Genomic DNA, 21,087 nt, shown 5'->3' with positions numbered 1-21,087 from the left:
AGGGAGGGGGCTGGCGTCAAATGAATCGGTATATACTGCGTTTTTACCCTCTTTATGGCAGGCATACGCATGCGGATCTGGCGTAGTCATTTTTTTCAATGGATGAAACTGCTGGCGCTCTCCAGCGCGATCTCTTTTGTGCTGTTCTGGTTTCACCTTCCCGCCGCGCTGCTGCTGGGGCCGATGATTGCCGGCATCAGCCTGAGCCTGCGCGGTGCGGAAATTCGCGTACCCCGTCCCTTTTTTATTGCCGCCCAGGCGATTATCGGCTGCATGATTGCCCGCAGCCTGACGCCCTCCATTTTCGGCGTTCTGCTGGCAAACTGGGCGCTGGTGCTGCTGATTCTCTTTTCCACGCTCGCTATCAGCGCGCTGGCGGGATGGCTGCTGGTGCGCTACAGCGATCTGCCCGGCGCCACCGGAGCGTGGGGGAGTTCGCCGGGCGGCGCCTCGGCGATGGTGATTATGGCCCAGGAGTACGGCGCCGATGTCCGGCTGGTCGCGCTGATGCAGTATCTGCGGGTGCTGTTTGTTGCCGGCGCCGCGGCGCTGGTGGTGCGCGTCGCGCTCGGCGGTGAAGCGCAGGAGATGACTCAGCAGGTCGCCTGGTTTCCGCCGGTCAGCCGGCAGCTACCGCTTACGCTGCTGTTGACGGCGGCGGCGGGGTGGCTTGGGCTGCGGCTGCGCTTTCCTTCCGGGGCGATGCTCTTCCCGATGCTGATTGGCGCGCTGGTGCAGGGAGAAGGCTGGCTGCTGCTCGAACTTCCCGAATGGCTGCTGGCGCTGGCCTATGCCGCCGTCGGCTGGAGCGTTGGTCTAAAGTTTAATAAACAGATTTTCCTGCTGGCGCTGAAAACCCTGCCGCAGATCCTGGCATCGATTATCGGCCTGATCCTGCTGTGCGCGCTGATGGCTTATGGGCTGACGCAGATTTTGCCGCTGGACTTTATGACCGCCTATCTGGCAACCAGTCCGGGCGGACTGGACACGGTGGCGATTATCGCCGCCGGTACGCGGGCGGATATGTCGTTTATTATGGCAATGCAGACGCTGCGCCTGTTCACCATCTTATTGACCGGCCCGGCGATTGCGCGCTTCATCTCCCGCTATGCGGCGCGGCAATAAAAAAAGCCCCCGTTTAACGAGGGCTTATATTACATGGCGGGGATATTACGCTTTCAGCGCGGCCAGGGCTGCGTCGTAGTCCGGCTCTTCGGTGATTTCATTCACCAGCTGGCTGTAAACAACCTGGTCATTTTCATCAATGACGACCACAGCACGCGCCGCCAGACCGGCCAGCGGGCCCGCGGAGATAGCGACGCCGTAGTCGGCCAGGAACTGCGCGCCGCGTAGGGTAGACAGAGTGACAACGTTGTTCAGGCCTTCAGCGCCGCAGAAGCGAGACTGCGCGAACGGCAGGTCAGCGGAAATGCACAGCACGACGGTGTTGTCCAGTTCAGACGCCAGCTGGTTAAATTTACGTACCGATGCCGCGCAAACGCCGGTATCGATGCTTGGGAAAATGTTCAGCACTTTACGGGAGCCGGCGAACTGGCTCAGCGAGACGTCAGAGAGATCTTTGGCCACCAGCGTAAACGGCTGCGCTTTAGCGCCTGCCTGCGGAATGGTGCCTTGAACAGAAACGGGGTTGCCCTGGAAATGCACGGTTTGTGACATGGTTATCTTCCTGTTTACATATAGTTAACGTCGCGGCTAGTGTATGACATCCGTCATCAGCACGGCAAATCCTTTTAATACTTACCTGCGAGGTTCAGGGAATGCGAAATCTGCGAGTCTATGAAGAAGCCTGGCCGTTACATACTCCGTTTGTGATCGCCCGCGGCAGCCGCAGCGAGGCAAAAGTCGTGGTGGTGGAGATTGAAGAGAATGGCGTCAAGGGGACAGGTGAGTGCACGCCCTATCCTCGTTACGGAGAGAGTATAGCCTCGGTGATGGCGCAGATTATGGCGATTGGCGAACAGATTGAACGCGGCGTCTCTCGTGAGCAGATTCAGCACCTGCTGCCCCCCGGGGCCGCGCGTAACGCCGTGGACTGCGCGCTCTGGGACTGTCAGGCGCGCAGCGCGGGTAAGAGCATCGCGCAGCTGTTGGGCGTGACGCTGCCCAACCGGGTGGTTACGGCGCAAACGGTGGTTATCGGCACGCCGGACCAGATGGCGGCGAGCGCGGCGGCGCTGTGGGAAAAAGGGGCCACGTTGCTGAAAGTGAAGCTCGACGATCATCTGATTAGCGAGCGGTTGATTGCCATTCGTGAAGCGGTTCCGCAGGCAACGCTCATCGTGGATGCCAACGAAGCCTGGCGCAGCGATGGCCTGGCCGAGCGCTGTCAGCTGCTGGCGGATATTGGCGTGGCGATGCTGGAACAGCCGCTTCCGGCTGGGGCCGATGAAGCGCTGGAGAATTTTATCCACCCGCTGCCCATTTGCGCCGATGAGAGCTGTCATACGCGCGACAGCCTGGCGGCGCTGCGCGGCCGCTATGAGATGGTCAATATCAAACTGGATAAGACCGGCGGTCTGACCGAAGCGCTGCTATTGGCTGAGGAGGCGGAGCGCCTGGGATTTGCGCGGATGCTGGGCTGCATGCTGTGTACCTCAAGAGCCATCAGCGCGGCGCTGCCGCTGGTGCCGCTGGCCCGATTTGCCGACCTCGATGGCCCGACCTGGCTGGCGGTGGACGTTGAGCCGGCGCTGCATTTCAGCACCGGCGTGCTTCATCTTTGAGGATGCCAGTGCAGCAGGTCCGTCATCGCCTGAAGGTATTTATCCGTCGCCTCGTCGGCGGATATCGGCGGGAATTCGGCGGTGATGCAGGGCAGGCCGATATCCGCGCACCAGCTGCCAAAGGAGCCGGGCGTTTCATAGCCGACGCTGCCTACCAGCGGCAGGCTGAACGCCCCGGCAAGCCACTGCCCCAGCGCGCTGTGGCCGGGGTCTTCAATACAGGCCAGCGGATCGTGAAACGAAACCACCCATGCGGGATGGATCTGGTGGATCAGCTGGCACAGCGCCTGGGTTTCCGGTTCTGAACCGGGTTTTTCGCCGGTGAGCAGAACCACATCGCGCTGTTCCGCCGCGCTGTTCCAGCGATAGACCGTTTCGCCTTCTTTCCAGTTTGCCGCCGGAAAATTCCGGTTCAGGTCGATGCCGCGCGCGTTGGCGCGCAGCCCCAGCTGGCAACCGTCCGGGTTGACCGCCAGCACGACATGATGGCGGCGCAGCTCGGGTTTGAGCGTACGTAGCGCGCAGGAGAGGGTGACAATCGATGCGTTTTCATCGCCGTGGGTACCGGCAAGGATCAGGCCGCTGCGGCTATCGGCCAGCGGTGCAGGGAACCACAGCAGCGGCGCGCCGAGGTGAGACTGGCCATAGCGTTGTGTGCCGGGCGGAAAATCACCGCGCTGAGGGCGAGGACGAGAAACGGGCATAGGGCATCCTGTTGTCAGGTTATTTTTCAGCAGTGTTGTGTAAAACCGTCCCGGAATCAAATAGTTTCCAGCGAGGACGAAATCAGCATATATGTCAACTTTCTTTCACAAGCCGTTTGCAATTTCAGGTGATGAAACAAATAATTATCGCACTGCCAGCTCTGGTTTTTTTATTTTAAAGGGGATCTTATGAAGTATCCTGTCACATTGACATGCGGCGCGCTGTGGTTAGCCAGCGTCTCTTCTCTTGCCTGGGCCGCCGATGTCCCGCCGGGCACCGTATTAGCCGAAAAACAGGTGCTGGTGCGGCACATTAAAGATGAACCCGCCTCCTTAGATCCCGCCAAAGCCGTCGGTCTGCCTGAAATTCAGGTTATCCGCGATCTTTTTGAAGGTTTAGTCAATCAGGACGAGAAAGGCAATCTGATCCCAGGCGTGGCGACTCGCTGGCAGAGCAATGATAATCGCGTCTGGACATTTACCCTGCGCGATAACGCCCGCTGGTCCGACGGAACGCCGGTAACGGCGGAGGATTTCGTCTATAGCTGGCGGCGGCTGGTTGATCCTAAAACCACCTCCCCGTTTGCCTGGTTTGCTGCGCTGGCCGGAATCGCCAATGCGCAAAATATTATTGATGGTAAAGCCGCGCCGGATACCCTCGGCGTCACCGCCGTGGACGCGCGTACCTTGCGCGTGCAGCTGGATAAACCGCTGCCGTGGTTCAGCAATCTGACGGCGAGCTTTGCTTTCTATCCGGTGCAGAAGGCTAACGTGGAGAGCGGCGACAACTGGACGCGTCCGGGAAGCCTGATTGGCAACGGCGCGTATGTCTTAAAAGATCGCGTGGTGAATGAAAAGCTGGTGGTGGTTCCCAATACGCACTACTGGGATAACGGCAAAACGGTGATCCAGCAGGTCACATTTACGCCCATTAACCAGGAATCGGCGGCCACCAAACGCTATCTGGCCGGCGATATCGATATCACCGAGTCGTTCCCGAAAAATCTGTACCAGAAGCTGCTGAAGGATATTCCGGGGCAGGTCTATACCCCGCCGCAGCTGGGTACTTATTATTACGCGTTTAACACGCAGAAAGGGCCAACCGCCGATGAGCGCGTCCGCCTGGCGCTCAGCATGACTATCGATCGCCGTCTGATGGCGGAGAAAATTCTGGGTACCGGCGAGAAACCGGCCTGGCGCTTCACCCCGGACGTGACCGCAGGCTTTACCCCGCAGCCGACGCAAATCGAGAGCATGAGCCAGGCCGAGCTGAATGCCCAGGCCAAAGCGCTGCTGCAGGCGGCGGGCTACGGTCCGAACCGTCCGCTGAAGCTGACGCTGCTGTACAACACCTCGGAGAACCACCAGAAAATCGCGATTGCGGTGGCTTCCATGTGGAAGAAAAATCTGGGCGTCGACGTGAAGCTGCAAAATCAGGAGTGGAAAACCTATATCGACAGCCGCAATACCGGCAACTTCGATGTGATTCGCGCCTCATGGGTCGGGGATTACAACGAGCCGTCGACGTTCCTGTCGCTGCTCACCTCGACCCACAGCGGTAATATCTCCCGTTTCAACGATCCGGCCTACGACAAAATTCTGACCCAGGCGGCGCTGGAAACATCGGAAAAGGCGCGCAATGACGATTACAACGCGGCGGAAAAAATCATTATGGCGAAAGCGCCCATCGCGCCGATTTATCAGTACACCAACGGACGTCTGATTAAACCGTGGCTGAAAGGGTATCCGATAGCCAATCCGGAGGACGTGGCCTATAGCCGCACAATGTATATCGTGAAGCACTGATGCGTACTGACCTCCTGCCAACATCAGGCAACCATCGCTAAACCCACAGCTGGCGCGGCTTACAGCGCCAGTGTCTCCTTTCGCATTCTGAGTATCTTCATCCAGGTCGTTTCAGCCCCAAACTCCCACTTTCCGATGCTGCTATTCGTTCGGGATTAAAGCAGAGCCCGTCAACTCAGTGAACAACTTTAGCTCGCACGCGTTGCAGGCGCCGCAACGTAATAGTACTGGCACCAGCAACCAGAGGCACGCCTTGCCCGGCTGTTGCTAATACAACAGGCTGTGTGCATCAGTTGGCGCATTCGCAACAGCTCTTGCGCAAGCCTATTTTTTAAAACCATTGATTAACATGAATTAAATAATGCGCAGCCTTTGGCATGATTATCGCTAACACCCATATAACAAAATTAAAATAACTCTTCGATAAATATCGAATATGGTTATATAGGAAATGGATAATGACGCAGAAAGCTGACGATAATATCAACATATTGGCGTTCTCTCACCGTAGGTTGTTCTCGCAGAGCAACCTTAGCGGAGAAAGCGAGGAATGGCCGGGCGACTATCGGCAGGGAACGCTGCGCCAGCGCTTCCTGCATCATCTACGTAGCTACTGGGATGTGCATCGTTATTGGAAAGCGCCGCAGGTGGCCGATCGTGCTGCCGCCATTGCCGGAGAAACGCTGGCGACGCTGGGTTTCAGCCTGTCCGCCCGATGTCCTGAGTCCTGATTTTTTCCCCTTTTATCCTTTTCATTAATAAGCGTGTGCCAGTACCTGGACACACCGTGGAGAGCGCTATGCCATCGCAACGAGAAATTCGCCTTAACGCGTTTGATATGAACTGTGTCGGTCACCAGTCGCCGGGCCTGTGGGCCCATCCGCGCGACCGCTCCTGGCAATATAAAGATCTGGAATATTGGGTCGATCTGGCGCGCCTTCTGGAGCGCGGCAAATTTGACGGCTTGTTTATTGCCGATGTGCTTGGCGTTTACGATGTATTTAACGGCAACGGCGATGCGGCGATTCGTCAGGCGACGCAGGTGCCGGTGAACGATCCGCTGGCGCTGATAACCCCGATGGCGCTGGTGACGGAACACCTTGGCTTTGGTCTGACCGCATCGCTGTCATTTGAGCATCCCTATCCATTTGCCCGTCGGCTGTCGACGCTCGATCATCTGACCAAAGGACGGGTGGGCTGGAATATTGTTACCTCGTATCTGGAAAGCGGCGCGCGCAATATTGGGTATCAGGCGCAGACCGACCATGATGCGCGCTACGACTACGCCGATGAATACCTCGACGTCGTGTATAAACTGCTGGAAGGCAGTTGGGAAGACGGCGCGGTTTTGCGCGATCGTGAACGGGGAATTTTTAGCGATCCGCAGAAAATCCATCCGATTAACCATCAGGGCAACTTTTTCTCCGTTCCGGGCATCCATCTGTGCGAGCCGTCGCCGCAGCGCACGCCGGTTCTCTATCAGGCGGGGGCCTCCAGCCGCGGAAAACAGTTTGCCGCCACGCATGCCGAGTGCGTTTTTGTCGCTGCGCCGTCGAAAGTTCTGTTGAAGAAGACGGTCGCGGATATTCGTCGTCGCGCCGCGGAAGCCGGGCGCGATCCGCGCAGCATTCTGATTTTCAATCTGCAAACGGCGATCGTGGGCGAAACCGATCGCGAGGCGCAGGCCAAATGGCAGGAATACAAATCATACGTTAGCTATGAGGGCGCGCTGGCGCTGATCTCCGGCTGGACCGGTATTGACTTCGGTCAGTATCGGCCGGACCAGGTGCTGAAATACCTGCATACCAACGCCATCCAGTCGGCGGTTGAGGCGTTTTCCACCGCCGACCCGAATCGTCAATGGACGGTGGAAGCGCTGGCGGACTGGGTGGGTATCGGCGGCTTTGGCCCGCTGCTCGTCGGCAGTGCGGAAACGGTGGCCGATGAACTGCAATCCTGGGTCGAGGAAACCGATGTCGATGGCTTCAATCTGGCCTACGCCGTGACGCATGAAACCTTCCGCGACGTGGTGGAGCTATTAATACCAGAGCTGCAAAAACGCGGCGTCTTTAAGCAGGATTACCGGCAAGGCACGCTGCGCGAAAAACTGTTCGGCGCCGGGCCGCGCCTGACCGCGCCGCATCCGGGGGCAGACTACCGTCGCGGCGTGCGAAACGATGTCGGGGCGAAGGAGACGGCGGCATGATTGATATCGATAATCTGCATAAACGCTACCGCACGGCGGATGGCCGCGTCAGCGAGGTTCTGAAGGGATTATCGCTCAGGGTGCCCGCCAGCTCCATCACTGCGGTGGTAGGGCCGAGCGGTGCGGGGAAATCGACCCTGGCGCGCTGCATCAGCCTGCTGGAACGCCCCGATAGCGGCAGTATCAAGGTTAACGGCAAAGACTTGTCATTACTGTCAGGGGAGGCGCTGCGGCGTGAACGGCGCGCGATCGGCACCGTTTTTCAATCCTCAGCGCTGCTGAATCGCAAAACGGCGTGGCAAAACATCGCGGTGCCGCTGGAGTATCTGGGCGTGGTGGAACGCGACATTAAGGCGCGGGTCGGTGAACTACTGGAGAGCGTAGGGCTGAGTCACAAAGCGGAGGCCTATCCGTCCCAGCTTTCCGGCGGACAGCGTCAGCGCATTGGTATCGCTCGCGCGCTGGCATTACGTCCGTCGGTACTGCTGGCGGACGAGGCCACGTCTGGGCTGGATCCCCAGGCGACCGCCACGGTGCTGGGTTTGCTCCGACAGCTACGTGATGAGTACCGGCTGGCGATAGTCCTGATTACTCATGAAATGGATGCGGTACGCGCCGCGGCGGATGCGGTGGCGGAAATCCGCGATGGCGCGATAGTCCAGTACGGGCAGGTGAAAGAGCTGCTGGCCCGTCCGGATTCCCTGCTTGGTCAGCAGCTATTGCCGCTGTCGCCCATCGCTGTTAACAGCGATCTGCTGCTGCGCCTGAGTTATCGCTGGGATGTGCCGGTGGCGACTGACTGGATCAGCCGTCTGAGCCACCAGCATGCGCTACAGATAGATTTGCTCGGCGGCCATGTGGAAGTGATCAACGGTCAACTGGCGGGGCGTTTACAGGTCGGCGTCCGATTTCAGGGACAACGACTGTCAGCGGATCGAACGATCGCGCTTTTAGCGCAGCTGGGCATTGCGGCGGAAATCCTTGCACACGCCCCCGAGCTACAGGAGGCGGTATGAAACCGACAGTGATAAGCCAGGATACGCCGTGGCATGAAATGCACACATTGCTGCTGCCTGCTTATGGTGAAACCTGGCTGATGGTTGCCATTGTGATGCTGTTTGTGGTGACCCTTGGCGGCGTGGTGGGCGTGGTGTTATTCAACGCCTCGCCGCGAGGATTATTTCCGCGTCCCGCGCTTTACCAGGTGCTTAACTGGGGCGTCAACATGGGGCGCTCTCTGCCCTTTCTGGTGTTAATGGCGGCGATTATCCCGTTTACGTTCTGGCTTACGGGCACCACTATCGGCATCCCTGCCGCGGTAGTACCGATGATTGCCGCTGGCGTGCCATTTTTTGGCCGTCTGGTGGAAAACGCCCTGCGCGAACTCCCGGCGGAGGTTACCGCGGTGGGGCTGGTGTGCGGCGGTTCGCGCTGGCAGATAATCCGCCACGCGCAGCTCAGCGAGGCGCTGCCTGCGCTGGTGGCGGCGGTCACGCTTAACCTGGTGTCGATGATCGAATATTCGGCGATTGCCGGCACTATCGGTGCGGGTGGGATCGGCTATCTGGCGGTCGTGTACGGCTATCAGCGTTTCGACAATCACATCATGATCGCCACCATTGTCGTGCTGATCGCCACGATTCAGATCATTCAATTCTTTGGCGACCGTCTGGTCAATAAGCTTCGCCACACTCAGGGGATTTCTTCATGACAACAGAACAGTTTGAACTCCGTAAAGCCCGCCGCTGGCCATGGCTGGCGGCGCTGGCAGCGATCGCGGCGCTGGCCGTCGCGTTCTGGTGGTGGCGCGGATACGCGCAGCCGCCGCAGGTCGTTTTCGGTACGACGTTAAAAATTCACTACGAACCGGCGATGGCGGGCGAGCAGCGAATTATTGAGTACATCAGTCAGCATATTGCGCCCGATTATGGCCTGAAGCTGGAGGCGGTGGGCGTACAGGATCCGGTACAGGCGGACAGAGCCGTGGCGGAGGGGCAGTATGCCGGCACTATCTATCAACATCAGTGGTGGCTTAAGCAGGTGGTGGACGCCAACGGCTTTGCGCTTTCGACGACCGTGCCGGTTTTTCAGTGGGCCTTCGGGATCTATTCCGACCGCTATAAATCGGTACAGGATTTGCCCGTCGGGGCGACCCTCGTCGTGCCGGATGATGGCGCTAACCAGGGGCAGGCATTATGGTTGCTGCAAAGGATAGGGTTAATCTCACTCGATCCGGCGGTTGAGCCGCGCACGGCGAAACTGAAAAATATTGTCGGCAACCCGCACAAGTTCAATTTTAAAGAGCTGGATTTATTAACCATGCCGCGAGCGCTGAATTCGGTGGATGCCGCTATTGGTTATGTTTCACAATTTGATGCCGGAAAAGTCCCGCGAGAAAAAGGCATATTATTCCCGCCTGCGCCTAAAACGTTTGCCTCGCAATTAGTCATCGGTACGCCGTATTTATCGCAGGAGAATATTGTCAAATTAAAACAGGCTTTTTCCGATCCGCGTATTCAGACGTGGTTAAAGACCACTGACGATCCGCTGGTCAAAGACGTACTGGTTCCGGTCTCAGCAAACTAAGACATCATTGATGAAACGATAATAACCGGACGGGCATTTGCTCGCCCGGTTACTGGCGTTATTATTTATTAATTTATTAATTTATTAATTTATTGAATATATTGATAATTATATGATTATTTATTGTTTTTAATATGCTAAAGCCCGGCTTATAACCAGAGTCACCTGCACAATTATATAAGGTAAATAATATGAGTACTCTGTCTGTTGATAATGCTGGCGCCGTTTCGGCACCGGTGAGTAGCGTCGGGGATGTGGCGCGATTAATTAATTCCGGCAGGGAGCAGAGTAAATATGCGCGGATGATTGTATTCCTCGCGCTCGGCGGTGTATTCCTCGACGCTTATGATTTAACCACGCTCTCTTACGGTATTGATGATGTGGTGCGGGAATTCCAGCTCTCGCCGCTTTTAACCGGCATTGTCACCTCGTCAATAATGGTCGGCACGATTATTGGTAATTTAATCGGCGGCTGGCTGACGGATAAATATGGCCGTTATTCGGTGTTTATGGCCGATATGCTATTTTTTGTGGTATCGGCGATTGCGGCGGGACTGGCGCCGAATGTCTGGGTATTAATCGGCGCGCGGTTTCTGATGGGGATTGGCGTCGGGATCGATCTCCCGGTCGCCATGTCTTATCTGGCCGAGTTTTCCCGCTTTAGCGGGAAGGGTAATAAGGCCGCGCGGCTCGCGGCCTGGTGTCCGATGTGGTACGCCGCCTCGACGGTCTGTTTTTTAATCATCTTTGGGCTCTATTTCCTGTTGCCAAAAGAACATCTGGACTGGCTGTGGCGCGCATCGCTGCTGTTCGGCGCGGTTCCGGCGCTGCTGATTATTGCCGTGCGCAGTAAATTCATGAATGAATCGCCGTTATGGGCGGCCAACCAGGGTGATTTGACCTCGGCTGTGCGTATTCTGCGCGACTCTTACGGGATCAACGCTCACGAAGCACCGCCAGAACGTCCTGCTCCGCCGCCCAAAGTGAGCTTTCGCGTGCTATTTGCAAAACCGTACCGCGAACGCACTATTGTCGCCGGGGTGATGAACGTCTGTATCTCATTTGAGTATACGGCGATCGCCTTTTTCCTGCCGTCCATTCTCGCCCAATTCCTTGGTGCTGGCGTGTTCGAAACCATCTCCGCTTCGCTGGGACTCAATGCGCTGTTCGCCTTTACCGGTGGGCTGCTGGGGATGCACCTGGCATGGAAATACCCGTCGCGACACGTCGCGATCGCCGGGTTCGCACTGCAGTTTATCGCCCTGATCGTCCTCGCGCTGGTGGGGCAGCCGCAGGCCGCGCTGGGTGTAGCGCTGGCGATTGCGATGCTGGGGCTGTGGCTGTTTGCCGAGGGCTTTGGTCCCGGCGCGCAGTTGATGATCTATCCGGCGCTTTCATACCCAACCGCGATTCGTGCCACCGGGGTTGGCTTCAGCCGCGCGCTTTCCGGTATTGGCAGCGCGCTGGCGCTGTTTGTGCTGCCGCTGCTGCAGGCATCGCTCGGTACGCAAATGTTCTGGGTCGTATCGCTGGCCGCCATTATCCCAATTTTCTTCCTGCTCGCGGTACGCCATGAGCCTACCCAATATGACATTGACGACAGCCACCATTGAGGAACAGAAAATGACTTTACTCTCTACCGGCACCGACTATGAACAGCTGGCGGCGACCTTCCGACCGATTTTTGCTCGTATCGCGCAGGGGGCAGCGGGGCGCGAACAAAACCGCATCCTGCCCGATGAGCAGATCCGCTGGCTGAAAGAGGCCGGATTTGGCACGGTACGCATTCCGCGGGAAAAGGGCGGCTGGGGCGCGTCGTTGCCGCAATTAATTGCGCTGCTTATTGAGCTGGCTCAGGCCGACTCCAACCTGCCGCAGGCGCTGCGGGCGCATTTCGCCTTCGTTGAAGACCGCCTCAATCAACCTGACTCGCCGGCGCGCGATCGCTGGTTCCGTCGCTTCCTCGACGGCGAGCTGGTGGGCAGCGGCTGGACCGAAATCGGCGCGGTCAGGCTGGGGGAGGTTTTCACCCGCGTAACGCCCGTTGAAGGCGGCTGGCGGCTGGACGGTGAGAAATTCTATAGCACAGGTACGCTGTTTGCCGACTGGATAGATGTTTTCGCCCGGCGCAGCGACAACCAGGGCGATGTGATTGCGCTGGTCAGCACGAGCCAGGCCGGCGTTGAACGTGAGGATGACTGGGACGGCTTCGGTCAGCGTCTGACCGGCAGCGGCACGACCCGCTTCAAACAGGCGCAGGTGGAGCAGGATCACGTCTACGACTTTGCGCAGCGCTTTCGTTATCAGACCGCGTTTTATCAGCATATCCTGCTGGCGACGCTGGCGGGAATTGGCCTGGCAGTTGAGCGTGACGTCGCCGAAGGCGTGAAAAAGCGGACCCGGATGTACAGCCACGGCAATGCCGCCGTGCCGCGCGACGATGCGCAGGTACTCCAGGTTGTGGGACAAATCAGTAGCTGGAGTTGGGCGACGCGGGCGGCGGTATTGCAGGCGGCGGAATCGTTGCATCAGGCCTACCTTGCGCATGCCAGCGGCGACGAAGCGCTCATTGAACAGCGCAATCGTCTGGCTGAAGTCGAAGCGGCGCAGGCGCAGGTGATTGCCAGCGACTGGATCCCGCGTGCGGCCACCGAGCTGTTCAACGCCCTCGGCGCGTCGGATACGCGAGTGAGTAAGGCCCTGGATCGGCACTGGCGCAACGCGCGCACCGTGGCATCGCACAATCCGGTGATTTATAAGGCGCGAAATATCGGTAACTGGCTGGTTAACGGCGAAGCGCCAACCTTTATCTGGCAGATTGGCGACGGCGAGAAATCGCAGGGCTGAGAAACACGGCGAAGGAGCCTCTCCGTAAGGATCGTTGGCACCCCCATCACGATTGAGCGGGGGAGCATCCCCCGGATCATGGACGACTGGGGGCAGCGATCGTGCCGGGTCTGGCTGGCTAACACCCCAGTATATTGGGTACGGATAAAGTAACGGGGCTACACTTCTTTCATCAACATTGTACGTAAGGGAAAACGACATCAGGGCAGCGGTGGGCTGGAGACGCTGGTGCAGGACGGCGACCTTTTTCGCAGATCTTGCAATACGGTCTGACTCTTAAACAACAAATAGCTACCGAAAATGCGGCAAGAAACTGCCGCATGCCACTATTTAACGTGTTAAGAAGATGGCTGAGGTCCAAATCCGGGACTGGTCCTTTTGCCTGGCACTGATGAAGAACGGATGTTCCCGTTTTTCTGACAGGATAAGTTCAGAAAGTGGAATTTCGCCGCTGATATCACGTGGAAGCGGCTGTTCGGTAACCAGTTCAATATCTACCTGAAGTTCGGTGCCTGGAAGCGTAAAAGTCTCTTTGCCTGCAATCAGAAGCGTTTGACCATCAATATCCGTTTCAAAAACCGGCGCCCAGGCATGTGGTTGTGGCAAAAGCGGATCGCCCACTTTGATATAGCTACTGATGTCCAGATGAACGTGTATTTTTGCTCCGGCCAGCCCACCGGTACTGACAGTAACTGTGTCGCTGTCACCATTGGTGTCGGTTCGCAAGCCAATCTGTGTATGACTTTTACGCCAGACGGTCTGCTCCGGGTGATCTGCGCCCGAGAGGGAAAACGCATTGATTGGTGTCCCTGTGACCTCAATATGTCCAGTCCAGTAAGCACCCCGATAGCGGTCCTTAATGCGTGCCCCCCCCAGACGCACCCGGAACTGATATTTAGAGCGCCCAAATTCCGCGTGCAAATCGCGATGCCATACCTCTCTTTCTCCATCGTAAAGCGTTACCGCTTCCCAGCCCGCATCGCCTAACAGACGATAACGCAGTACATCTGCTGAACTGAATTCCGCTACATCTCCCATCAGCGCATCGCCCGCACGCAACTCGGCATAGCTTCGTTCACCTGTTGTGGCATAGGTGTGGCGGGCACGAAGCGCTGCAGCCACACCTTTTCTGTCGAATTGTTCAGCAAGTACGCCAGTCAGGCCTCCACGGGATCCGAAGACGGCTGTCGCAGGCACGCCACCACCACATCGCCCCTGATGTTCATCGCTGTTGGCGGTCGCGCCCAGACGATAGCCCCGTTCGAGCGCCTCGGAATAGACCCAGTGAAACTGCCCCCAGGCGGAACCGACTTCTATCAAGCGCTCCAGCTCCGGGTGATGCCAGTCCAGGTTGCAGCGGCGCCCGCCAACATGCGGGATTAACAGATGTTTGTGCGGTTCGCGTGCGTAGGCCGCATAAAGTTCATCAAGTGGCCATGCACCCGGTTTGATGGTTCCGGCAGTGAACTCATTCCACTCGAATGAACGCACCAGCCGCCCCTGATTATCAAACGGGAACTGAGGTTCATCATCTTCAAGGAACACCACATTATGATCGCCACCGGCGCAGGTATTACCGCACCACTCGGTACCGGAATAGCAGACAAAACTGTCTGGCTGGTTCAGCGCATTAATCAGCTTTACCGCCTGCTTCCAGCGCGCTTCAGTCACATTAAAATCGTTGGCGGTATAGCCAAGAATATCGAGACCGGCGACATCACGCCCATAGCTGAGGTTATACAGCGTGTCGTTGGTACCAACCGTGTCATCAGAATGCACATGAAGATCGGCATAGAGCGGGCGCAGACCTGTGGCGGTTTCCTCCACCGTTATCCATCCTTTGCCTTCCAGCAAGGGCAGCGTGCCCAGTGCGGCGCTGAACGACCATTCTCCTGCGCAGAGATGCAAATCGCTGATACGCGCAATCGCCCAGCCCTCTTCGGCCAGCCGGAAATCATGATGCTGTGTTTCACCTCCCGATGAGGTCAGCGTCAGGCATCCTGCCAGCGGCAGGCTCCGGCAGGTATTCCCCCAGCGGTCATCCAGCCGGACGATAACGGAGAAAGGCGTTTCAGGTGCCAGTAACCTTGGCGCGATCGCGGCAAGAGAAGCGGGCTCACCGGGCACGATATCCAGCAGCGTATCGCCGGGTACCTCAGCAAATTTTGAGCTCCCCAGCGGATCAACAAACAGGCGGAAGCGGAAATCTTTCTCAACGAAACTCTGTACACGCGTACCGCCCCCGCCATGGCGCCGATCGCCCAGGCGGATAATGATTTTGTCTCCCGGATTGATGTAGCCATCAATAATGTCGATCAGAATGGCTTTCTGGAACGGACGCTCGTGCCCCTTCTGATCAAAACGCACCTTCAAATGCTGGACCGTGGCAGGGCTCTGTCCTGGCACTAGCGGGCCTGCCTGATACTCGGCGCTGACATAGTTGGCTGCCGAGGGATCGCTGGTCTGAAACAGCGCCCAGTCCGAGTAAAATTTAAAGGCGAGCTTCAGCCATGCGCCGTCAGCAAGCCCGCTGGCGCCCACGGTATATACCAGTTGGATCTCTTCCCACGCACCGGCAGTCAACTGAGTATGCGAGCAGGCCACACTGCCCAGAAACGGTCGGGCTTTATTCTGCTCATACAAGCCCTTAGGAGCGATGTAATCGCCTGCATCACGGATATCGAACTGACTCACATTAACCTCACAATTATTGGGCGCGCCAGCGCTGATAGCGCTGTTCAATGCGGCGAAAAACAAGATTTTCCATTAACCAGGCGATAAGCCCGATAAGGCAAATTCCCAGTAGTACCTGACTGCTGTTACCCGTCTGTCCGCCCATGGCAACCATCCAGCCAATGCCTTGAGAGGCGCCAAGCATTTCCGCTGCCACCAGCGCACGCCACGCCTGGCTGAATCCGATGCGCAGTGCGGCGGTGATAAATGGCAGGGAACTGGGCAGATAGACATGAAGAAGCAGTTGAAACGGTCGAGCTCCCAGCGTGCGTGCTGCACGCACTTCACCGCCACGGATGCCGCGGATCCCCTCCTGAATGGCCAGACACATCGGGAACAGCGCAGCGATGACAATCACCACCACGATGGAAACGAATCCCAGGCCGAAGATCAGCAGCATCAGCGGTGCCCATGCGATGGGCGGGATAGCCATAAACAGGCTGTTCAGTGGCGTAAGGAACTCCCTGACGCGATCGGAAAGTCCGGCGCTGACGCCAAGAATCAGTGCCAGCAGCACGGCAGTCATAAAGCCGGTGAATTCTTCCAGCAGGCTGGCCTGTAGCTGACCCCAGATGGAACCATCACTGAACCAGCGTATGGCTTCCCGCCATACGTCCCAGGGTTGCGGCAACACATAAGAGGGATAGTGACTCGCAACGATAACCCAGACCATGAGTAACGCGGGCAGGGAAGCCCAGCCCCAGTTTGGTTTGAACTTCACTGCGTTATCCCTGCTTTTGTCAGCCACTGCGTATCAACAAATTCATTCAGCTCTGGCGCCTTTTGCATGTAGCCCAGTGTCTGTGAGTCCTTCATCAGCTGCTCAAAAAAGGCGCCATCTTTCTTCGTCAGTGACACAGACCACTCAATACGTTTACGGGCTTCCTGAACCAGCGCCTCCGGCGGCAGCGTTTTACCGTCAGCGGTTTTAATGGCCCGCAGCTTAAACGCATCGGCCATGATCCGATCGGCTTCTGCAGGATGCTGATTGATAAAATCCACTGCTTTCTGATGCGCACGGATAAGCTTCACTACATCGTCCGGGCGGTCCTTCAGGGTCTCCGGTAACGCCATCAGTACATACCACGGATAACCCGGTTGGACTTTGTTTACATCGAGCAGCAGTCTGGCGTCGCCGCGCAGCAGTGCTTCGCTGACAAAGGGCTCCCAGGTGAAGGCTGCATCCACAACGCCCTGCTGCAGCGCAGCGGGCATGTTACCGGCGGGCATACTCAGGATCTGAGCATCTTTGTCAGCAACCAGACCTGCCTGCTGTTGCAGCACCACACCGCGCAGCAGAACATCCATTCCGCTCCCTTTTTTGACGCCAGCGATGCGTTTGCCTTTTAGGTCAGCCAACCGGGAAATAGCACTCTGTGCGGGAACGATCAGCGCGGCTTGTCCGCTGTTCACCTTAGCGATAATTTGCCCCTTGAGCCCGCGCGAAAACCACTGGAATACCGGTGTCGCACCCATATAGGCTGCATCAAGTTCATGCGCCGCCAGCGCCTGACTGATGACGGGACCATCACCAAAGGATTTAAGCTCGACGGTCAGCCCTTCCTGCTGATAAAAACCCTCTTTCTCGGCGATAAGTGCAGGCGCGTTGGCCAGCGCATAGACCCAGCCAATACGCAGCGGCTGGGAATCCGCAGCGTCAGCAGCATTGAATAAAACCCCTGATATCAGCACAGCAAGAAATGATTTACCCATTTGATTGATGTTCCGTTTTGTTAGAGTGAGTGGTTGTCGGACTGCTGCATCACATCGGTAATGCGCTTCAGTAATTCATTACGGTACATGGCAAAAGCCGGAAGCTGTCGCGTCTCCAGATTGCTTCGCGGGCGCGGTAAGGCGATAGACAATTCGCTGTGTACGCCACCGGGTGCACGATTCAGAACGATGACGCGGTCAGCAAGAAACACAGCCTCTTCAATATCGTGGGTGATGAAGACCGTTGTCTGCCCAATGGCGGACCAGAGACGTAGTGTCTCCTCGTTCATGTCCCCACGGGTGATGGCATCGAGCGCAGCAAATGGTTCGTCCATTAACAGAACATCCGGCTCCAGCGCCAGCGCGCGAGCCAGTGACACGCGCTGCTGCATGCCCCCGGACATCTGGTGCGGCAACTGATGTGCGGCATGTACCAGGTCCACACGTTGCAGATATGTCATAGCGCGTCGGCGCTGAGAGGCCACGTCCTCGCGCCTTTGCATCCGCAATCCGAACCGGACATTCTCCAGCGCGGTCAGCCAGCCAAAGAGCTGTGGCTGCTGAAAAACATAGCCAAGCCGATGGTTTTCCGGCGTGGTACGCTCACCGCCAATCCGCACGGCTCCCCGCTCCGGCTCTGTGAAACCGGCCAGCAGATTGAGTAACGTGCTCTTACCGCACCCCGAGGGGCCCAGCAACACCACAAACTCCCCCTGGCGGGCATGAAAACTGAAATGGCTGAATACCGGCGCGCCGCCGGGATAGCGAAAAGTGATATTGTCTACCGCCAGTGCGTATGGTTGAGAATTCGTCATGCTGAGCGTCATGTATAAGAAATAATGAGATGTGGTTATAATACGTATTAATACAAGTTGATCTAAGATCGCTTCTGACTAAACTAGATCCGAACGGAATACGAGAGACGGAACCTGAATGACACTGGTGCGTGAAAACATCACATCGCTCTACCGGCAGATTGCCGATACCCTGCGGCAGGAAATTGCCGCCGGGCATTTTCAACCTGGCGGAAAACTGCCCTCTGAAGCTGCGCTTGAACAGCGCTTTGCGGTCAGCAGGGTGACGGTACGGCTCGCGCTGAAGCATCTGACTGAGCAGGGGATTGTCGAGCGCAAGCAGGGAAAGGGAACCTACATATCGGGCAAGAAGGTTGCACATGGCATCAACGTCATGCGTAGCTTTCATGAGTCGCTAAAGCAGCAGGGACTGAATGCCACAATGCGTTTGCTGGTCAAAGAGGAGGTGCCAACGCCAGAGTCGCTGCAATCGCTGTTTCAAATGTCCCGGTCGCTGACGTTTATTTCACGGCTGCATCTGGTGGATAATGATCCCATTGCGGTGGGTTACAGTCATTTCCCGGCATTTCCTCATGAGCTGAGCTGGGAAGAGACCGAGAAGGAACCGACCTGGGTCCTGTTAGAAAAAGCCACGCAACATCACATCAGTCGCTCCGATATTGCCATCCGGCTGGCCTTCGCGGATAAGGGACTCTTTGACGTGCTGGGAACCGATAAAAACGCGCCGCTTTTTCTACTGGAGCGAACATCCTGGTTTGAAAACGGGCAGTGCGCTGAGAACTCTCGCTTTTTCATTCGTCCGGAACGCTACGAGTTTATTTTGAGCAACAGCTGAAGTAGGGGTTCTGATTCTCACCGGTGATTTAATTTGACTGGGTATTCAGAGTATTGGCAATCCGGTCATGAACCTCGCGATCTGGATGATGTTCATCATTCTGTCATCAGTATATGCGGTGAATGTCATTAGCCCTTAATCTTCTTCGTAAATCATCGTAGCTACTATTGAATGAGCGCTGACAGGGGGATACATGGATTCAGCATACGCGTTTAAGAATTTGGTTTCAGGAACGTCCCCCCGGAAAGTGAAGGCATGTTTCTTGTCAGGCCCACATGCGAGTCAACAGGGCACTGTTAACATATTGTCCGTCAGGCTGTTCCAGAGCATCTCACTTCGGCAATCCGCGCGGCCGATACTGCGCCCACCGGCGCATTACTCAGTGGAAAGTCTGCGCAACGGGCTGAACAGTGTTAGCGTGTGATGCTGCCAGGTTGAAGGGGAGGAGTGCTGCGCTATAGCTGAATCAGGCTGGGCTCTCTTCCCCCTGATACTGCAAGCATAGGGGTGATCTCATTGAATTGGTTGCACAATCAGTAGATCACAAAACGCTATGCTTGTCTTTTTCACCCGCCCATGAATGGGGATTCCTCAGTGCTTCAGCGGGGCTTTTTACTTAATCTTTCAACGAAATCCCTTTCATTGTTTCCCAGATTCTATGCTTATCCTGCTCGTGTAAATTCTTCTGCTGCACGGCGTGCATAAATGCCTCCTGGCCCTGTTCCGTCAGAGGTTGCCCGGACTTTAATCGTGCCGCCACACTTTGTAGAATACGATGGCTAAGTTGGCCGATTTGCGTCCGGACATCCTGAAGCGGGCGAGGCTGCCAGTCAGTTTCCGGCGCGGCCAACCAGTCGGCGCGATAGCGGTACTGAATCGCCTTGGCGGCGTCCATCTGCGCCTGAATAAATGGCCTTACGCTCTCGCCTTTTAATCCCAGCGAATCAGCATCAGCAGTGGCGCTCTCCAGAACCTTCTTCTCTTGCTGTAGATCTTCAATCGCCTGGTGATGTTGCGCTTTATATCCGGCAACATCTTTCATCAAGGACAAACGTTCATTGATCAAATTGCCAATCGAAGGGGTTGAAGCAGAAATTGCCGTTGCAGAGAAACTTGCGGCAGCGAGAAGCAACACGGCTGTATAGAGCTTGTACGGCATCATAAATCTCCGACGTCGATAAACAGGAAGTCTGTAAAGGCGTTCCCGGTCAGTTGAAGAAACATTTCGCAGAAAGCGTAGCTAGCGCATTTTACAGTCTTGTGATGATAAAAAAACCGTAAACCCGACCCGGGCTTACGGTTCTCTTTTACCGCGGGGTTAAAAAATTACTTCGACACGTCCGCACCGAAGTATTTCTGGGAAATACGTTCGTAGGTGCCGTCGGCCTTGATCTCTTCCAGCGCTTTATCAATCGCCGCTTTCAGCTGCGGGTTGTTTTTGCGCAGCAACACGCCGGATTTCTCCGCGTCAGACTGGGTTGCGACAATTTTCACTGGCGCATCCGGTTTATGTTTTTTGAAGTCGAGGAACGACAGGTTGTCGTTGATGGTCGCATCGGCACGGCCCTGCACCACTAAATCCACAGATTGGTTAAAGCCATCGGTCGGCACAATATCCGCCCCGTATTTACGCGCGATCTGCGCATAATTACTGGTCAGCGTGTGGGCCGATTTTTTGCCTTTCAGATCTTCAAAACTTTTAATGCTGCTTTTGTCATTGACGATCAGCACCGCTTTAGACGCGATATACGGCTCGGAGAAGTCGAATTTCTTCTGGCGTTCTGGCGTAATGCCGACCTGGTTAATCACCACGTCGTAACGGCTCGCATCGACACCGGCGATCAGGCCGTCCCATTTCCCTTCTACGAACTGCGGGCTCACTTTCAGGCGTTTGGCGATTTCACGGCCAATCTCTACGTCAAAACCCTCCAGCGTGCCGGAAGCATTGTGGAAAGTGAATGGCGGATAGGTGCCTTCAGTACCGATTTTCAGTACGCCAGCGGACTGAATCTTTGCCAAATCATCCTGCGCCAGCGCTGCGTGGGCAAAACCAAGCTGCATAATCCCGGCGACGACTAATGTTGCGAGTGCTTTCATC

General features: G+C 56.6%; 18 protein-coding genes and 1 pseudogene. 11 read left to right on the top strand and 8 right to left on the bottom strand.

Features of this window, described 5'->3' with window-relative positions; translation table 11 throughout:
* Positions 1-69 precede the first annotated feature (69 nt).
* Positions 70-1,125, top strand: a complete 1,056-nt coding sequence (locus JLG71_RS15930) for an AbrB family transcriptional regulator (RefSeq protein ID WP_200913673.1) — start codon at positions 70-72, stop codon at positions 1,123-1,125.
* A gap of 45 nt (positions 1,126-1,170) precedes the next feature.
* Here JLG71_RS15930 and tpx read toward each other — a convergent pair whose 3' ends face one another.
* Positions 1,171-1,677, bottom strand: a complete 507-nt coding sequence (gene tpx / locus JLG71_RS15925; RefSeq protein ID WP_200913671.1) for a thiol peroxidase — start codon at positions 1,675-1,677, stop codon at positions 1,171-1,173.
* 101 nt (positions 1,678-1,778) lie between these two features.
* Here tpx and ycjG point away from each other — a divergent pair, with 101 nt between their 5' ends.
* On the top strand, positions 1,779-2,744 hold the full coding sequence (ycjG, locus tag JLG71_RS15920; protein WP_049084316.1) for an L-Ala-D/L-Glu epimerase: 966 nt from the start codon (positions 1,779-1,781) through the stop codon (positions 2,742-2,744).
* Here ycjG and mpaA read toward each other — a convergent pair.
* A complete protein-coding gene (mpaA, locus tag JLG71_RS15915; RefSeq protein WP_004850230.1) occupies positions 2,735-3,448 on the bottom strand; it encodes a murein tripeptide amidase MpaA in 714 nt (237 codons plus the stop codon). The genes ycjG and mpaA overlap by 10 nt on opposite strands.
* 189 nt (positions 3,449-3,637) lie before the next feature.
* Between mpaA and JLG71_RS15910 the strand changes: the two genes are divergently transcribed.
* The 8 genes and pseudogenes from JLG71_RS15910 (at position 3,638) to JLG71_RS15875 (ending at position 12,893) form a co-directional block, all read left to right on the top strand.
* Entirely contained in the window at positions 3,638-5,254 is a 1,617-nt protein-coding gene (locus JLG71_RS15910; RefSeq protein ID WP_009653393.1) for a peptide ABC transporter substrate-binding protein, read from the top strand.
* Between the two features lie 485 nt (positions 5,255-5,739).
* Positions 5,740-5,910, top strand: a pseudogene (locus JLG71_RS28415) (FAD-dependent oxidoreductase); the annotation flags it as partial.
* 143 nt (positions 5,911-6,053) lie between these two features.
* Entirely contained in the window at positions 6,054-7,460 is a 1,407-nt protein-coding gene (locus JLG71_RS15900; protein WP_025106998.1) for an LLM class flavin-dependent oxidoreductase, read from the top strand.
* Complete coding sequence (locus JLG71_RS15895; RefSeq protein WP_032749403.1) at positions 7,457-8,476, top strand: methionine ABC transporter ATP-binding protein; 1,020 nt, start codon at positions 7,457-7,459, stop codon at positions 8,474-8,476. Before JLG71_RS15900 ends, JLG71_RS15895 begins: the two co-directional genes overlap by 4 nt.
* Entirely contained in the window at positions 8,473-9,171 is a 699-nt protein-coding gene (locus JLG71_RS15890; RefSeq protein WP_200913670.1) for a methionine ABC transporter permease, read from the top strand. Before JLG71_RS15895 ends, JLG71_RS15890 begins: the two co-directional genes overlap by 4 nt.
* Positions 9,168-10,046 (top strand): MetQ/NlpA family ABC transporter substrate-binding protein, encoded by an 879-nt coding sequence (locus tag JLG71_RS15885; protein ID WP_025107001.1) that lies wholly within the window; start codon positions 9,168-9,170, stop codon positions 10,044-10,046. The genes JLG71_RS15890 and JLG71_RS15885 overlap by 4 nt, the downstream gene beginning before the upstream one ends.
* 191 nt (positions 10,047-10,237) lie before the next feature.
* Positions 10,238-11,659 carry an MFS transporter gene (locus JLG71_RS15880; protein WP_014838232.1) on the top strand — a complete coding sequence of 474 codons (1,422 nt, stop codon included), beginning with the start codon at positions 10,238-10,240 and terminating at the stop codon, positions 11,657-11,659.
* 10 nt (positions 11,660-11,669) lie between these two features.
* A complete protein-coding gene (locus JLG71_RS15875) occupies positions 11,670-12,893 on the top strand; it encodes an acyl-CoA dehydrogenase family protein (RefSeq protein WP_025107003.1) in 1,224 nt (407 codons plus the stop codon).
* Positions 12,894-13,223: 330 nt separating this feature from the next.
* Here the strand turns inward: JLG71_RS15875 and JLG71_RS15870 are convergent, their stop codons facing one another.
* From JLG71_RS15870 to JLG71_RS15855, 4 genes are read right to left on the bottom strand one after another with little or no spacing between them, the layout of a single operon-like run.
* Entirely contained in the window at positions 13,224-15,587 is a 2,364-nt protein-coding gene (locus JLG71_RS15870) for a CehA/McbA family metallohydrolase domain-containing protein (RefSeq protein ID WP_200913668.1), read from the bottom strand.
* Between the two features lie 13 nt (positions 15,588-15,600).
* Complete coding sequence (locus tag JLG71_RS15865; RefSeq protein WP_025107014.1) at positions 15,601-16,347, bottom strand: ABC transporter permease; 747 nt, start codon at positions 16,345-16,347, stop codon at positions 15,601-15,603.
* The gene (locus JLG71_RS15860) at positions 16,344-17,339 is read right to left on the bottom strand and encodes an ABC transporter substrate-binding protein (RefSeq protein WP_014229041.1); all 996 of its coding nucleotides are present in this window, start codon (positions 17,337-17,339) and stop codon (positions 16,344-16,346) included. Before JLG71_RS15860 ends, JLG71_RS15865 begins: the two co-directional genes overlap by 4 nt.
* A 20-nt stretch (positions 17,340-17,359) precedes the next feature.
* The gene (locus JLG71_RS15855) at positions 17,360-18,154 is read right to left on the bottom strand and encodes an ABC transporter ATP-binding protein (RefSeq protein ID WP_200913666.1); all 795 of its coding nucleotides are present in this window, start codon (positions 18,152-18,154) and stop codon (positions 17,360-17,362) included.
* A 118-nt stretch (positions 18,155-18,272) separates the two neighbouring features.
* Here JLG71_RS15855 and JLG71_RS15850 point away from each other — a divergent pair, with 118 nt between their 5' ends.
* On the top strand, positions 18,273-18,989 hold the full coding sequence (locus tag JLG71_RS15850) for a GntR family transcriptional regulator (RefSeq protein ID WP_064406550.1): 717 nt from the start codon (positions 18,273-18,275) through the stop codon (positions 18,987-18,989).
* Positions 18,990-19,605: 616 nt separating this feature from the next.
* Here the strand turns inward: JLG71_RS15850 and JLG71_RS15845 are convergent.
* Both JLG71_RS15845 and JLG71_RS15840 read right to left on the bottom strand, forming a co-directional pair.
* Positions 19,606-20,151, bottom strand: a complete 546-nt coding sequence (locus tag JLG71_RS15845) for a chorismate mutase (RefSeq protein ID WP_170873306.1) — start codon at positions 20,149-20,151, stop codon at positions 19,606-19,608.
* Positions 20,152-20,315: 164 nt separating this feature from the next.
* A complete protein-coding gene (locus JLG71_RS15840; RefSeq protein WP_014229046.1) occupies positions 20,316-21,086 on the bottom strand; it encodes an amino acid ABC transporter substrate-binding protein in 771 nt (256 codons plus the stop codon).
* Between the last annotated feature and the right edge of the window lies 1 nt (position 21,087).

Origin of the sequence: Klebsiella michiganensis (assembly GCF_015139575.1) — a bacterium.
GTDB lineage: Bacteria > Pseudomonadota > Gammaproteobacteria > Enterobacterales > Enterobacteriaceae > Klebsiella > Klebsiella michiganensis.
This window is presented reverse-complemented; position numbering and strand designations above follow the sequence as displayed.

What these genes read in the sequence shown, in the direction of transcription:
- JLG71_RS15895 (WP_032749403.1), top strand. Translation starts at nt 7,457, where the DNA reads ATGATTGATATCGATAATCTGCATAAACGCTACCGCACGGCGGATGGC.
- JLG71_RS15850 (WP_064406550.1), top strand. Translation starts at nt 18,273, where the DNA reads ATGACACTGGTGCGTGAAAACATCACATCGCTCTACCGGCAGATTGCC.
- JLG71_RS15860 (WP_014229041.1), bottom strand. Translation starts at nt 17,339, where the DNA reads ATGGGTAAATCATTTCTTGCTGTGCTGATATCAGGGGTTTTATTCAAT.
- JLG71_RS15880 (WP_014838232.1), top strand. Translation starts at nt 10,238, where the DNA reads ATGAGTACTCTGTCTGTTGATAATGCTGGCGCCGTTTCGGCACCGGTG.
- tpx (WP_200913671.1), bottom strand. Translation starts at nt 1,677, where the DNA reads ATGTCACAAACCGTGCATTTCCAGGGCAACCCCGTTTCTGTTCAAGGC.
- JLG71_RS15900 (WP_025106998.1), top strand. Translation starts at nt 6,054, where the DNA reads ATGCCATCGCAACGAGAAATTCGCCTTAACGCGTTTGATATGAACTGT.
- JLG71_RS15885 (WP_025107001.1), top strand. Translation starts at nt 9,168, where the DNA reads ATGACAACAGAACAGTTTGAACTCCGTAAAGCCCGCCGCTGGCCATGG.
- JLG71_RS15840 (WP_014229046.1), bottom strand. Translation starts at nt 21,086, where the DNA reads ATGAAAGCACTCGCAACATTAGTCGTCGCCGGGATTATGCAGCTTGGT.
- JLG71_RS15875 (WP_025107003.1), top strand. Translation starts at nt 11,670, where the DNA reads ATGACTTTACTCTCTACCGGCACCGACTATGAACAGCTGGCGGCGACC.
- JLG71_RS15890 (WP_200913670.1), top strand. Translation starts at nt 8,473, where the DNA reads ATGAAACCGACAGTGATAAGCCAGGATACGCCGTGGCATGAAATGCAC.
- ycjG (WP_049084316.1), top strand. Translation starts at nt 1,779, where the DNA reads ATGCGAAATCTGCGAGTCTATGAAGAAGCCTGGCCGTTACATACTCCG.
- JLG71_RS15910 (WP_009653393.1), top strand. Translation starts at nt 3,638, where the DNA reads ATGAAGTATCCTGTCACATTGACATGCGGCGCGCTGTGGTTAGCCAGC.
- JLG71_RS15845 (WP_170873306.1), bottom strand. Translation starts at nt 20,151, where the DNA reads ATGATGCCGTACAAGCTCTATACAGCCGTGTTGCTTCTCGCTGCCGCA.
- mpaA (WP_004850230.1), bottom strand. Translation starts at nt 3,448, where the DNA reads ATGCCCGTTTCTCGTCCTCGCCCTCAGCGCGGTGATTTTCCGCCCGGC.
- JLG71_RS15855 (WP_200913666.1), bottom strand. Translation starts at nt 18,154, where the DNA reads ATGACGAATTCTCAACCATACGCACTGGCGGTAGACAATATCACTTTT.
- JLG71_RS15930 (WP_200913673.1), top strand. Translation starts at nt 70, where the DNA reads ATGCGGATCTGGCGTAGTCATTTTTTTCAATGGATGAAACTGCTGGCG.